16 protein-coding genes are annotated in these 13093 nt (G+C 73.9%); 5 read left to right on the forward strand and 11 right to left on the reverse strand.

Annotated elements, in window-relative coordinates:
* Positions 1-28: 28 nt before the first annotated feature.
* The 3 genes from O7546_RS19845 to O7546_RS19855 all read left to right on the forward strand — a co-directional run bounded on the left by O7546_RS19845 (position 29) and on the right by O7546_RS19855 (position 3703).
* Entirely contained in the window at positions 29-658 is a 630-nt protein-coding gene (locus tag O7546_RS19845) for a TIGR03085 family metal-binding protein (RefSeq protein WP_281599931.1), read from the forward strand.
* A gap of 128 nt (positions 659-786) precedes the next feature.
* Positions 787-1737, forward strand: a complete 951-nt coding sequence (locus O7546_RS19850) for a terpene synthase (protein WP_194801242.1) — start codon at positions 787-789, stop codon at positions 1735-1737.
* 139 nt (positions 1738-1876) lie between these two features.
* Complete coding sequence (locus O7546_RS19855; RefSeq protein ID WP_269697351.1) at positions 1877-3703, forward strand: long-chain fatty acid--CoA ligase; 1827 nt, start codon at positions 1877-1879, stop codon at positions 3701-3703.
* Between the two features lie 63 nt (positions 3704-3766).
* On the opposite strand, the gene O7546_RS19860 is transcribed toward O7546_RS19855, so the two are convergent.
* Together O7546_RS19860 and O7546_RS19865 are read right to left on the reverse strand one after the other, a co-directional pair.
* Entirely contained in the window at positions 3767-5038 is a 1272-nt protein-coding gene (locus O7546_RS19860; RefSeq protein WP_194801240.1) for a low temperature requirement protein A, read from the reverse strand.
* 111 nt (positions 5039-5149) lie between these two features.
* Complete coding sequence (locus tag O7546_RS19865) at positions 5150-6601, reverse strand: PLP-dependent aminotransferase family protein (RefSeq protein ID WP_135241258.1); 1452 nt, start codon at positions 6599-6601, stop codon at positions 5150-5152.
* Between the two features lie 59 nt (positions 6602-6660).
* Here O7546_RS19865 and O7546_RS19870 point away from each other — a divergent pair, with 59 nt between their 5' ends.
* Positions 6661-7296, forward strand: a complete 636-nt coding sequence (locus O7546_RS19870; protein ID WP_194801239.1) for a hypothetical protein — start codon at positions 6661-6663, stop codon at positions 7294-7296.
* Positions 7297-7412: 116 nt separating this feature from the next.
* The gene (locus O7546_RS19875) at positions 7413-7874 is read left to right on the forward strand and encodes a hypothetical protein (protein WP_128137455.1); all 462 of its coding nucleotides are present in this window, start codon (positions 7413-7415) and stop codon (positions 7872-7874) included.
* An 8-nt stretch (positions 7875-7882) separates the two neighbouring features.
* On the opposite strand, the gene hisF is transcribed toward O7546_RS19875, so the two are convergent.
* From hisF to O7546_RS19920, 9 genes are all read right to left on the reverse strand, one after another.
* Positions 7883-8650 (reverse strand): imidazole glycerol phosphate synthase subunit HisF, encoded by a 768-nt coding sequence (hisF, locus tag O7546_RS19880; RefSeq protein WP_194801238.1) that lies wholly within the window; start codon positions 8648-8650, stop codon positions 7883-7885.
* An 86-nt stretch (positions 8651-8736) separates the two neighbouring features.
* Complete coding sequence (locus tag O7546_RS19885) at positions 8737-9738, reverse strand: NADP-dependent oxidoreductase (protein WP_269697352.1); 1002 nt, start codon at positions 9736-9738, stop codon at positions 8737-8739.
* Positions 9735-10160, reverse strand: a complete 426-nt coding sequence (locus tag O7546_RS19890; protein WP_091045350.1) for an organic hydroperoxide resistance protein — start codon at positions 10158-10160, stop codon at positions 9735-9737. The genes O7546_RS19885 and O7546_RS19890 overlap by 4 nt, the downstream gene beginning before the upstream one ends.
* Position 10161: 1 nt before the next feature.
* Entirely contained in the window at positions 10162-10605 is a 444-nt protein-coding gene (locus O7546_RS19895) for a MarR family transcriptional regulator (RefSeq protein WP_194801236.1), read from the reverse strand.
* Between the two features lie 82 nt (positions 10606-10687).
* Positions 10688-11104, reverse strand: coding sequence for a RidA family protein (locus tag O7546_RS19900; RefSeq protein ID WP_194801235.1), 417 nt, complete (start codon positions 11102-11104; stop codon positions 10688-10690).
* Complete coding sequence (gene priA, locus O7546_RS19905) at positions 11101-11829, reverse strand: bifunctional 1-(5-phosphoribosyl)-5-((5-phosphoribosylamino)methylideneamino)imidazole-4-carboxamide isomerase/phosphoribosylanthranilate isomerase PriA (RefSeq protein WP_018785235.1); 729 nt, start codon at positions 11827-11829, stop codon at positions 11101-11103. The genes O7546_RS19900 and priA overlap by 4 nt, the downstream gene beginning before the upstream one ends.
* A 19-nt stretch (positions 11830-11848) precedes the next feature.
* Positions 11849-12169: a hypothetical protein gene (locus tag O7546_RS19910; RefSeq protein WP_281599932.1), complete on the reverse strand. Its 321-nt coding sequence runs from the start codon at positions 12167-12169 to the stop codon at positions 11849-11851.
* Positions 12170-12200: 31 nt separating this feature from the next.
* On the reverse strand, positions 12201-12821 hold the full coding sequence (hisH, locus tag O7546_RS19915; RefSeq protein WP_194801233.1) for an imidazole glycerol phosphate synthase subunit HisH: 621 nt from the start codon (positions 12819-12821) through the stop codon (positions 12201-12203).
* On the reverse strand, positions 12821-12988 hold the full coding sequence (locus tag O7546_RS19920; protein ID WP_167796924.1) for a hypothetical protein: 168 nt from the start codon (positions 12986-12988) through the stop codon (positions 12821-12823). The genes hisH and O7546_RS19920 overlap by 1 nt, the downstream gene beginning before the upstream one ends.
* Positions 12989-13093: the final 105 nt, after the last annotated feature.

Raw genomic sequence — 13093 nt, forward strand, 5'->3', positions numbered from 1 at the left:
TCGGCCGGGACCGGCCTACGATCGGGCCATGCCGCGGTACGCCCGAGCGGAGCGCGAGGCGCTCGCCGACCTGATGCTGGAACTGGGACCGGACGCACCGACTGTGAACGAGGGGTGGTCGACCCGTGACCTGGCGGCGCACCTGCTGGTGCGGGAGCGCCGGCCGGACGCGGCGGGCGGGATCCTGCTGCCGCCGTTGCGCGGCTACGGCGAGTCGGTCCGTAAGCGGGTCGCCGCCGGGCCGTACGCCGACCTGATCGCCCGGGTGCGCCGTCCCCCGGCGTGGAGCCCGGTGAGCAACCCGCTCACCGACGAACTGGCGAACGGGATGGAGTTCTTCATCCACCACGAGGACGTGCGGCGCGCCCGCCCGGGCTGGCACCCGCGTGACCTGCCGGCCGGGCAGCAGGCGGTGCTGTGGAAGCGGGTGTCCCTGCTGGCCCGGATGGCGCTGCGGCGGTTCCCGGCCGAGGTGCTGGTGCAGGCGCCGGGGTACGGCGAACTGCGGGCCGGCGCCGGCGGCGAACGGCTGCGGCTGGTCGGTGCGCCGGGCGAGCTGGTGCTGTTCCTCACCGGACGGCAGCGGGTGGCCCGGGTCCAGGTGGACGGTCCGGCCGACCGCGCCGAGCGCCTGCGCACCGCCGAGCTGGGTCTGTGACCGAGGACGGGTAGCCACTCGCTCGCCGACAGTGGAAAGTGGACACCCGGACTTCGATAACGGTTACGAACTCCCGTACGCTCCTGCGCACCGGCCCGACCCCGCGGGGCGGCGGACAGGGGACGACGATGCGCGACTTCGCCCTCTCGGCACTGCACGAGCCGCCCTTTCCCTCCCGGCGCCACCCCGCCGTCGACGTGGCGGCCGCGGAGAGCGCCGCCTGGGTACGAGACTTCGGCCTGGTGAAGGACCAGGCCGGGCGCCGGCGCCTGGAAGGCGCGCACGCCGCGGAGCTGGCCGCACGCGCCTGCCCCGAGGCGTCGCCGTCCGGGCTGCGGATGCTCACCGACCTGATCAACTGGCTGTTCGTGGTGGACGACGCCTGCGACGACGACGGGCTCGGCGCGACGCCCACGCTGCTGGCGCCCACGCTGGCCGCGCTGCTGGCGGTGCTCGACCGGCACGGCGACCCGGAGGCGCCCGCACCCACCGAGGGCGGTCCGATCGCCCTCGCGCTGCACGACCTGTGCCGCCGGGCCCGCGACCGGGGCCGCCCGGCTCACCTGCTGCGCCTGGTCAGCCAGTTGCGGGAGTACCTGCTGGCGCTGCTCTGGGAGGCCGCCAACCGGGAGCGCCACCGGGTGCCGGGGGTGGCCGAGTACACGCAGATGCGCCGCCACACCGGCGGCGTGCGCCCCAGCTTCACGGTGACCGACCTGGCCCGCCCGTCCGCGCCCCGGGCCGACCAGCGGGTCGCGCCGGCGCTCACCGCGCTGGACGCGCTGGCCACGGACCTGGTCTGCTGGTGCAACGACCTGTTCTCCTACGGCAAGGAGCGGGGCGCCGCCCCGGAGGCGCACAACCTGGTCACCACGATCGCGGGCGAGACCGGTCGGGACGAGACGGCGGCGCTGTACGCGGCGGCGGACCGGTTCAACACGGCCCTCGCCACGTACGCGGAGCGGGACGCGGCGCTGAGCGCGGTGGCCGACGAGGGGATGCGGGTCTTCCTGGACACCCGCCGGGACTGGATCCGGGCCACCTACGACTGGTCCCGCGCGGCCGGCCGGTACGCCTGACCGGTTCCAGCAGGGCGGGACCGCCGGCGACTCGGCCGATCGGGGCTAGCCGCTGGCCGGGTGCACGCAATACCCTTCGGTAACCGCAGACCGGCGTGACCCCCGTCACGTCCCTCCACCCCTGAAGGCGGCTACAGCGATGGCTCTCGATGTACCGTACCGTTCCGTACCCGACATGTTCCTCAAGCGCGTGGCGGACTCCCCCGACCGGCACGCCTTCGCCCACCCCGCACCCGACGACTCGGGCCCGGTCTGGCTGACGTGGGAGCAGGTCGGGCAGCGCGCCAAGGCGATCGCCGCCGGGCTGCACGGGCTCGGTGTCGGCCTGGAGAACCCGGTGGCGATCCTGGCCAACACGCGCCTGGACTGGGTGCTCGCCGACTTCGGCATCATGTGCGCCGGTGGTGCCACCACCACCGTCTACCCCACCACCGAGCCCGAGGACGCGGTCTACATCATCGCCGACTCCGGCTCGAAGGTGCTGTTCGCGGAGAACCCGGCCCAGGCGGCGAAGATCGCCGGGGCGGACCTGCCCGCGCTGACCCACGTCGTGCTCTTCGACGGCACGCCCGACCCGGCGGCGGCCGTCCCGCAGCTCACCCTGGCCGAGCTGGAGGAACGCGGCGCCGCCGCGCTGAGCGCCGAGCCGGACCTGATCGACATGCTCGTCGCCGGCATCGGCCCGGACCACCTGGCCACGCTGATCTACACCTCGGGGACCACCGGCCGCCCGAAGGGCGTGGAGCTGCTGCACGGCGGCTGGTGCTGGGAGGGCGTGGCGCAGGCCGAGCTGGGCCTGCTGCGCGTCGACGACCTGCAGTACCTGTGGCTGCCGCTGTCGCACTCGTTCGGCAAGACGCTGCTCTGCGGCGCCACCCACGTCGGCCTGCCCACGTACGTCGACGGCCGGGTGGACAAGCTCGTCGACCTGCTCGGCGTGGTGCAGCCGACGCTCATGTGCGGCGCACCCCGGGTCTTCGAGAAGGTCTACAACAAGGCGGTCACCACCGCGCAGGGCGCGGGCGGGGCCAAGGCCAAGATCTTCGCCTGGGGCGTCGGGGTCGGCAAGGAGAAGGTCGCGCTGGAGCAGGCCGGCAAGCCGGTCCCGGCCGGGCTGCGGATGAAGTACGCGCTGGCCGAGAAGCTCGTGTTCAGCAAGCTCCAGGCCCGGCTCGGCGGCCGGATGCGGGTGCTGGTCTCCGGCGCGGCGCCGCTGAGCAAGGAGATCGCCACCTTCTTCGCCGCCGCCAACCTGCCCATCTCCGAGGGCTACGGCCTGACCGAGACCAGCGCCGGCGCGTTCGTGAACCCGCCCGACGGGCTGAAGATCGGCAGCGTGGGCCGGGCCATGGGCGACCTGGAGTGCCGGATCGACACCGACGGTGAGGTCCTGCTGCGCGGCAAGCCGGTCATGCGCGGCTACCACAACCTGCCCGAGGAGACCGCCGCGGCGTTCACCGAGGACGGCTTCTTCCGCACCGGTGACATCGGCACGCTCGACGCCGACGGCTACCTGCGCATCACCGACCGGAAGAAGGACCTGGTCAAGACGTCCGGCGGCAAGTACGTGGCGCCGTCGCACATCGAGGGCATGTTCAAGGCGGTGTGCCCGTACACCTCGCAGGCGGTGGTGATCGGGCAGGCGCGCAACTACTGCACCATGCTCGTCACGCTGGACCCGGACGCGATCAAGGGCTGGGCCGCCGGCACCCCGTTGGAGGGCAGCGACTACACCACGATCGTCACCTCGCCGCAGGCGCGGGAGATGGTCGAGGGGTACGTGGCCGAGCTGAACGCCAAGCTCAACCGCTGGGAGACGATCAAGAAGGTGGCCATCCTCCCCCGTGACCTGACCATCGAGGACGGCGAGGTCACGCCGTCGCTGAAGATCAAGCGCCGCAGCGTGGAGACGAACTTCGCCTCCGAGATCGACAAGATGTACGAGGGCACGCTCGCCGAGCTGTGACCCGCACCGCCGTACGGTCGCGCCGGCCGTGCCCCACCGTCCCGGGGCACGGCCGCGTGCCGTTCACAGATGCTGCTGCCGCCAGTGGCTCTGCTCGGCCTCGGCGGCGATCTGCTCCTCCAGCGCGAGCTGGCGTACCCGGCGCCGGTGGCCGTCCTCGGAGCGCGTCTCCCAGGCGACACCGGCGCCGGTGATCACCGCGAGCACGCCGAGCGCGATCAGCTCCGGGACACGGAAGACGAACGGGCCGACGACCGCCAGCGCCACCACAGTGAGCAGCAGCGGCCGGTGCACCTCGCGCAGCGCGAGCCACCAGCACCCGGCGAGGCTGAGCAGGTGCAACGCCACCCCGCCGAACAGGATCGCGCCCCAGAAGTCGCCCAGCGGCAGTCCCCAGGAAGGCGTGTTCGGGTCGGCGGCCTCGGCCAGCAGGTCCTTGAGGCCGAGCGCGTAGAGGATGATTCCGGCCACCATCGGCAGGTGCATGAACGTGTACACGTCGCGCGTCATCCGGACCCGGGTGGCCTCGTCCCGGGCGTGGTGCAGCGCCTGCTCCATCGCGAAGGCGAGCGTGTCGAAGTAGGCCCACCACAGCGCCGCGACGACCACGATGCCGAGCAGCGCCGACACCGCCACCGGCCCGGTCAGCGGCAGCCCGTGCTTCGGACCGAAGCCGAGCGCGATGATCGACTCACCGAGCGCGACCAGCACGATCAGCGCGTGCCGTTCGGCCCAGTGCCCGGCGGAGACCACCACCCACCACTGGCGGGCGAGCGTCACGCCGCCGATGTACTCGACGAGCAGCGCCAGCGTCCAGAGCGCCAGTTGCAACGGGATCGCGAACCGCTCCTGCGGCAGCCGCGTCGGCACGGTTCCGGCGATCACCAGCAGCACCGTGGCGGCGGCCGGGAACGCGGCGCGCAGCAGCAGCCGGCGGTGCCGGACCGGGTCGGCCCGGTCCACCCAGCCGAAGACGGTGAGCTGGGCCATCCGGATCACGAAGTAGCAGCCGGCGAAGACCAGCGGGCCGGGCAACCCGCCGGGGAGGTCCTCGAACGCGCTGGGCTCGCTGAGCACCAGCAGGAACGTCGCCGCCACGGTGACGAAGCCGACCAGCGGCAGCACGCCCTGGTCGGCGCGGAAGAAGTTGCCCATCCGGGCGAAGCCGGTCCACGACCACCAGAGCAGCGCCAGCACCAGCAGGAAGCGGTAGAGGTTGGCCGGCGTGAGCTCCGAGGCGGTGAGCGTGGTGACGTTCAGGAACGCGAAGACGAAGACCAGATCGTAGAAGAGCTCCAGCCGGGTGGTGCGGGATCCCGGGGCGGCGGACCGCACGCTCCACGACCGCCGGACTCCCCTCCCGTTCCCCACCCGGGCAGTCTGCGGGCACGGGCCGTCCCGCAGCCGCCGTTCGGCCCATTCACCACCGGAACGGGCACCGCCCGCTCAGGCGATGACGCTCGGCTCCCGCCACTGCGGCCGGCTGGTCCGGTCCAGGTCGTAGCGGACCGCCGCGAGTCGGCCCACCGCCTCCACCAGCTCGTCGGCGGGCAGCGTGAAGGGCAGCCGCAGGAAACGCTCCAGCGTCCCGTCCAGGCCGAACCGGGGTCCGGGCGCCAGCCGTACGCCGACCTCCTCGGCCGCCCGGGCCAGCGCGCTGGAGATCGGCCCGTCCAGCTCGGCCCAGAGCGTGACGCCGCCGCTCGGCACCCGTACCCGCCAGTCGGGCAGCCGGTCGGCGAGCGCCGCGACCAGGGCGTCCCGCTGGGCGACGAGCTGGGCCCGGCGGGCGGCCACGATGGCCGGCGCCTCGGTGAGCAGGTGCACGGCGACGAGCTGGTCGAGCACCGGGCTGGCCATGTCCACCCCGACCCGGGCCGCGGCCAGCCGCTGGACCTGGGGCGCGGAGGCGCGGACCCAGCCGATCCGCAGCCCGCCCCAGTAGGGCTTGCTCATGCCGCCGATGCTGATCACCCGGGAGTGCCTGTCGAAGACGGCCACCGGCGGCGGCAGCGTGGTGTCGTCCAGCGGCAGGTCGACGAAGGACTCGTCGACCACCAGGTCGGTGCCGGCCGCGTGGGCCGTGCCGACCAGCCGCTCACGCAGGTCGGCGGCCATCAGGTGGCCGGTCGGGTTCTGGAACTCGGGGATCACGTACGCGAGCTTCGGCCGGGTCTGCCGGAGGCTGCCGAGCAGCAGTTCGGCGTCCCAGCCCTCGTCGGACAGGCCGTGGGTGGCGATCCGGGCCCGGCGGGCGGACAGCGCGGCCAGCGCGTTGGGGTAGGTGGGCGACTCGACGAGCACGCCGCCGCCGGGCGACAGGGCCAGCCGCAGCACCAGGTCCAGCGCGTGCTGGGTGCCGCTGGTGACCATGATCTGCTCCGGGCTGGTGGGCAGTCCCCGGTCGGTGTACGCGCGGGCCACCGCCTCGCGTAGCTCGATGATGCCGGTCGGGTGGTAGCCGGCGCCGCCGAGGTAGCGGGGCAGGTCCTCGGCCGCGGCCCGGGCGGCCGGGACGAGCTGCGGGGGCGCGGACAGCGCGGCCACGCCGAGGTCGATCATGTCGCGGTCGTCCAGCGGCGTCCACAGCCCGGTGCTGGCCACCCGGTGCCCGCCGGGCAGCATGGTCCAGCTTCCCGCTCCCCGGCGGCTGGCCAGGTGGCCGCTCTCCCGCAGTTCCCGGTACGCGGCGGTGACTGTGGTCCGGCTGATCCGCAGCGCTTCGGCCAGTTCCCGCTCGGCCGGCAGGCGTACCCCGAGTGGGAGCCGCCCGTCGGCGAGCAAGCCGCGGACGGCGCCGGCGAGCGCGGCGTAGTCGGGGCTGCGCCGGCGGCCCGGCAGGGCGTGCCACTGGCCGAGGAGCCGCGCCAATTGGACACCGCGCACCTGACTGGTCATAGCCACACCCCCGAAATTGGCACGCTTGAGGTCCACGATTGGCCCCTAGGGTGGCATGCATGGCACAGCTTGGCAATCTCCGGCACCGGCCGGCGCGACGGCTCACCCAGCTCTACGCCGGGCTGGTCCTCTACGGCGTGAGCATGGCGCTGATGATCCGCTCGGAGCTGGGGCTGGACCCGTGGGACGTGTTCCACCAGGGGCTGGCCCGGCAGACCGGCCTGTCCTTCGGGACCGTCACCATCGCCGTCGGCGCCCTCGTACTGCTGCTCTGGATCCCGCTGCGGCAGCGGCCCGGCCTCGGCACGGTCAGCAACGTCGTGGTGATCGGACTGGTCGTCGACGCCACCCTGGCCGTGCTGCCGCCCGGGGAGGACATGCCGGTCCGGGTCGCGCTGCTCGTCGCCGGGATCGTCGCCAACGGGGCCGCCACCGGCCTCTACCTGGGCGCCGGGCTCGGCCCCGGCCCACGCGACGGGCTGATGACCGGCTTCGTCGCCCGCCACCCCCGGTTCTCGGTCCGGCTGGTCCGCACCGTCATCGAGGTCACCGTGCTGGCGCTCGGCTGGCTGCTCGGCGGCACCGTCGGCCTCGGCACCGTGGCGTACGCGCTGACCATCGGCCCGCTGGCCCAGTTCTTCATCCCGGTCTTCGCGCTGCCCGCAAGGCCGGCGGCCGGTGCCTACGCTACGTGAGCGCAGTCGGGCCGACCGCCACGGACCGGTTCGATCCGCAACGCGCTGAGCTGCGACGACGCACAACAGGGAAACCAGGTGTTTCCTCCGCCGTCGCGGCCGGGCATCATTCCTGCATGGGGGAGAACGGATGGCGTTGGAGCGACGCCTGGATCTTCGTCGCGCTTGTCATCGCCAGTGGCGCCGGCCGGCACCGGCGGGCCGCCGCCACACGTCGCCCCGAAGGCGTACGGCTGGCCGACGTCCTCTCCACCGCCGACCACCTCAACCAGGCCATCCCGGAACGGCACGAGGTGGAGGGCGCGGTCCGGCGGCTGGTCGGGGCGGGCCTGGTCAGCGTCGCCGACGGCTGGTTCCGGGTCACCCCGGACGGTGAGCGGCTCTGGCGCACCCGGCCCAGCGCCGGGCTCGGCACCACAGTGGACACGGTGCAGGGCGTGCTGACCCGGCGGCACCCGCCCGCCGAGTCCGAGTGGCAGCTCGCAGAGGACGACCACGCCGCCGCCGTGCAGGAGTACGTGGTCCGGTCGATCCCGATGCCGCGCCGCTCCCCCGAGGGGCACTCCGGCCGGCAGTGAGCGCCGGCTCAGCGCACCGGGTGCCCGGCGCCGCGCAGCGCGTCCTTGACCTCGCCGACCGTCAGTTCGCCGAAGTGGAAGACGCTCGCCGCGAGCACCGCGTCCGCCCCGGCGCCGACGGCCGGCGGGAAGTGGGCCACAGCGCCCGCGCCGCCGCTGGCGATCACCGGCACGTCGACCACCTCGCGGACCGCCTGGATCAGCGGCAGGTCGAACCCGGCCTTGGTGCCGTCGGCGTCCATCGAGTTGAGCAGGATCTCGCCCGCGCCCAGTTCGGCGCCGCGCGCCGCCCACTCGACCGCGTCCAGCCCGGTGCCCCGGCGGCCGCCGTGCGTGGTCACCTCGAAGCCGCTCGGGGTCGTGCCGTCCGGCGCGCGGCGCACGTCGAGCGAGAGCACCAGGACCTGCCGGCCGAACCGGTCGGCGATCTCGGCGATCAGCTCCGGCCGGGCGATGGCGGCGGTGTTCACGCCGACCTTGTCCGCCCCGGCGCGCAGCAGCGTGTCGACGTCGGCGACCCGGCGGACGCCGCCGCCGACGGTGAGCGGGATGAAGACCGACTCGGCGGTGCGCCGCACCACGTCGAGCATGGTGCCCCGGTCGCTGGACGAGGCGGTGACGTCGAGGAAGGTCAGCTCGTCCGCGCCGGCCCGGTCGTACGCCGCCGCCAGCTCCACCGGGTCGCCGGCGTCGCGCAGGTCGAGGAAGTTGACCCCCTTGACCACGCGCCCGGCGTCCACGTCCAGACACGGGATGACCCGTACCGCCACCGTCATGCCCCGAGCCTAACGAACGCGCGGGCGGTGGTGACCCGCCGGTGAGGCCGGTCACCACCGCCCGCTGTGGTGCGCGCTCGCGCCGGTCAGAGACGGACCAGCATCTTGCCGAGGTTCTCGCCGCGCAGCAGGCCGAGGAAGGCCTCCGGGGCCTGCTCGATGCCGTCGACGATCGTCTCGTCGTACGACAGCCGGCCCTCGCGCAGCCAGCCCGCGACCTCCTGCACGAACTGCTCCCGCAGGTGACCGTGGTCACCGACGAGGAAGCCGCGCAGCGTCAGCCGCTTGCCGATCACCAGCGCCAGGTTGCGCGGCGCGGCGGGCGGCTCGGTGGCGTTGTACTGCGCGATCATGCCGCAGATGGCGGCCCGGCCGTGCAGGTTCATCGCCCCGATCGCGGCCTCCAGGTGGTCGCCGCCGACGTTGTCGAAGTACACGTCGACGCCGTCCGGGGCGGCGGCCCGCAGCTGCTTGGACACCGGGCCGTCGTGGTAGTCGAAGGCGGCGTCGAAGCCCAGCGCGGTGAGCCGTTCCACCTTCGCCGCGGAGCCGGCGCTGCCGATCACCCGGCCGGCGCCGCGCAGCTTCGCGATCTGGCCGACCATGCTGCCGACCGCACCGGCCGCGCCGGAGACGAACACCGTCTCCCCCGGCTTCATCGCCGCCACGTCCAGCAACCCGGCGTACGCGGTCAGCCCGGTCATGCCGAGCACGCCCAGGTACGCGGTGACCGGCGCCAGGCCGGGATCGACCTTGCGTACGCCCTTGGCGTCCACCAGCGCGTACTCGCGCCAGCCGAGCCCGTGCAGCACGGTGTCGCCGGGCTGGACGCCACCGGCCTCGCCGGCCACGACCTCACCGATCGCGCCGCCGTCCAGCGGGGCGTCGAGCGCGAACGGCGGCACGTACGACTTGACGTCGTTCATCCGCCCGCGCATGTACGGGTCGACGGACATGAACCGGTTGCGGACCACCACCTGTCCCGGGCCCGGGGTCGGCACCTCGGTGGTGACCAGCCGGAAGTTCTCCGGCGTCGGCCAGCCCTGCGGCCGGGACGCCAGATGGATCTCCCGGTTCGTCCCGCTCATCGGGCCTCGCGGACCGTGCGGGTCACCTCGACGTTGCCACGGGTCGCGTTCGAGTAGGGGCAGACCTGGTGGGCCGCGTCGACGAGCTGCTCGGCGGCCGCGCGCTCGACCGCGGGCAGGTCCACCACGAGCGTCACAGCCAGGCCGTAACCGCCGCTGCCGTTCGGGCCGATGCCCACCTCGGCCTCGACGACGGAGCCGGAGACGTCCGCCTTGGCCTGGCGGGCCACCACGCGCAGCGCGGAGTGGAAGCAGGCCGCGTAGCCGGCCGCGAAGAGCTGCTCCGGGTTGGCCGCGCCACCGGCGCCACCCATCTCCTTCGGTACGGCGAGGTCCAGCTCGACCGTGCCGTCGGAGGTCCGGACGTGACCGTCGCGGCCGTCGCCGGTGGCGCGGGCGGAGGCGGTGTAGAGCACCTGCATGTCACTGCTCCTTCTGTCGGTGGATCGTCTCGGTGACCCGGGTGAGGATGCCGTGGAGGAAGACCAGCTCCTCCTCGGAGAGCCCGGTGGCGGTGGCCACCCGGCGCGGCACGTCACCCATCCGCTCCCGCAGCGCCCGGCCCCGGTCGGTGAGGCCCACCTCGACCCGGCGCTCATCCGCCGCCGATCGGGTACGCACCACCAGGCCGGCCGCCTCCAGCCGCTTGAGCAGCGGGGAGAGCGTGCCGGAGTCGAGCCGGAGCGCGGCGCCGAGCTCGGAGACCGTGGGGGCGTCGTCGTGCTCCCAGAGCACCAGCAGCACCAGGTACTGCGGGTAGGTCAGGCCGTGCTCGTCGAGGATGGGCCGGTAGACGTCGGTCAGGGCGCGCGACGCCGCGTAGAGGGCGAAGCACACCTGCCGGCGAAGTACCAGATCATCGGTCACGCCCAGAACGGTAGCGCGCAATTAAGTTGTGCACAACTTATCGGGCCGTGGAACGGTGCGGCGCCGGTCACCCGGGCACCGGTCAGCGCTCCGGGAGGTACGCCTCCAGCTCGACCTCGACCAGGAGATCCGGGTCGATCAGCCCGGCCACCACCACCATCGTGGCGACCGGGCGCACCGGGCCGAAGACCGCGTTGTGCGCCCGGCCCACCTCGTCGGCGAAGATCCGGTCCGTCACGTACATCCGGGTCCGCACCACGTCCCCCGGCCCGGCGCCGACCTCGGCCAGCGCGTCCAGGCCGATCCGGATCGCCTGCGCGGTCTGCGCCGCCGCGTCACCGGCGTGCGCCACTCGGCCGTCCACAGTGGAGGTGCAGCCGGCCGTGATCGCCAGCGAACCCGCCCGGACCACCCGCGAGTAGCCGTAGAGCGCCTCCCACGGGCCGCCCGAGCCGAGCCGGGTCACCACCCCGGCGTCGGGGGACGGCTCGGCCGTCACGCGCCGGCCCGCAGCGTCGCCAGCGCCTCGGCGACTGTGAACGCGCCCGCGTAGAGCGCCTTGCCGGCGATCACGCCCTCCACCCCCACCGGCTCCAGCGTGGCGAGCGCCCGCAGGTCGTCAAGCGTGGACACACCACCGGAGGCGATCACCGGGGCGTCGGTGCGGGCGCACACCTCGCGCAGCAGATCCAGGTTCGGCCCGCGCATCGTGCCGTCCTTGGTGATGTCGGTGACCACGTACCGCGCCGCGCCCGCGGCGTCGAGCCGGGCCAGCACCTCGTACAGGTCACCGCCGTCGCGGGTCCAGCCGCGCGCCGACAGGGTACGGCCGCGCACGTCCAGCCCGATCGCCACCCGGTCGCCGTACTCGCCGCAGATCCGGTCGCACCACTGCGGGTCCTCCAGCGCGGCGGTGCCGATGTTGACCCGGGCCGCTCCGGTGCCCAGCGCCGCCCGCAGCGACTCGTCGTCGCGGATACCGCCGGACAACTCCACCTTCACGTCCAGCTTGCCGACCACCTCGGCGAGCAGCGCGGCGTTGGAGCCCCGCCCGAACGCGGCGTCCAGGTCGACCAGGTGGATCCACTCCGCGCCGTCGGACTGCCAGGCCAGAGCCGCGTCCAGCGGGTCGCCGTACGCGGTCTCGCTACCGGCGGCGCCCTGCACGAGCCGGACGGCCTGGCCGTCGGCGACGTCCACGGCGGGCAACAGGGTGAGGCTCAACGCTTCTCTCCTCGGATCCTCAACGACGGTCCAGCGCGATCACCACGATCGCGGGCAGGACCAGCAACAACAACGCGACCAGCACCAGCCGCAGTGCGAGGTCGTCCACCAGAGTCCAGCTGGCCACCACCGCCACGGCGGTGAGCACCAGGATCGTCGCCCGCTCGCGGCGGGTGTGCCGGCGCAGCCGCCCGGTACGGCCACGCCGCAGCGACGGCGTCAACCGGCGTACCAGGGAACGACGCCGCTCCCGGCGTGCCACCCGGCGGGCGCGGACGGCGCGCGCCCGCTCCTGCTCGGCCTCGCGCGCCGCGCGACGGCGGGCCCGCTCCTTGCTCACGCGGACGCCCGCGTGCCCGGCAGCGGGCCGGTCACAGCGTGCCGAGCCAGTTACGCAGCAACGCGGCCCCGGCGTCGGCCGACTTCTCCGGGTGGAACTGCGCGGCCGAGAGCGGCCCCCGCTCCACCGCCGCGACGAAGTCCGCACCGTGGTGCGCGGTGGTCACCGTGGCACCCGCCTCCGCCAGCGCCGCCGGGTCGGTCACCCCGTAGGAGTGGACGAAGTAGAACCGCGTGCCCTCGGGCAGCCCGGCGAACAACGCCGAGCCGGCCGGCGGGCGCACGGTGTTCCAGCCCATGTGCGGCAACCGCCGCGCGGGCAGCCGGGTCACGCCGCCCGGCAGCAGCCCGAGCCCCTTGGTGACCACCCCGTGCTCCTCGCCGTGCCCGAAGAGGATCTGCATGCCGACGCAGATGCCCAGCACCGGCCGCCCGGCGGCGACCCGGTCGGCGATGACCGGCCCGGCGCCCAGCGCCTCGATCCCGGCCATGCACGCGGCGAACGCGCCGACGCCCGGCACCACCAGGCCGTCGGCGGACGCGGCGGCGTCCAGGTCGTCGGTGACTGTCACGTCGGCACCGGCCCGCGCCACCGCGCGCTCGGCCGACCGCAGGTTGCCCGAGCCGTAGTCGAGCACCACCACCCGTGCCATCAGCTCTCCCCCGGCAGCAGCCAGAGCACGCCGGCGGCGGTCGCCAGCAGGGCCAGCAGGCCGGTGATCACCACGGCCGCGCGGGGCGCGCCCTGCTTGAGCAGCGACCACGTCCCGCCGACCAACAGGCCGGCCACGATCAACAGAAGAGTGGGCAGCACCTTCATCAGAGCCGCCTTTCATTCGCGACTGCGGGACTCCGCTGCGCTGCGTTCCTCGCGCTCATCAGAGCCGCCTTTCATTCGCGACTGCGGGACTCCGCTTCGCTGCGT

Origin of the sequence: Micromonospora sp. WMMA1976 (assembly GCF_027497335.1) — a bacterium.
GTDB lineage: Bacteria > Actinomycetota > Actinomycetes > Mycobacteriales > Micromonosporaceae > Micromonospora > Micromonospora aurantiaca.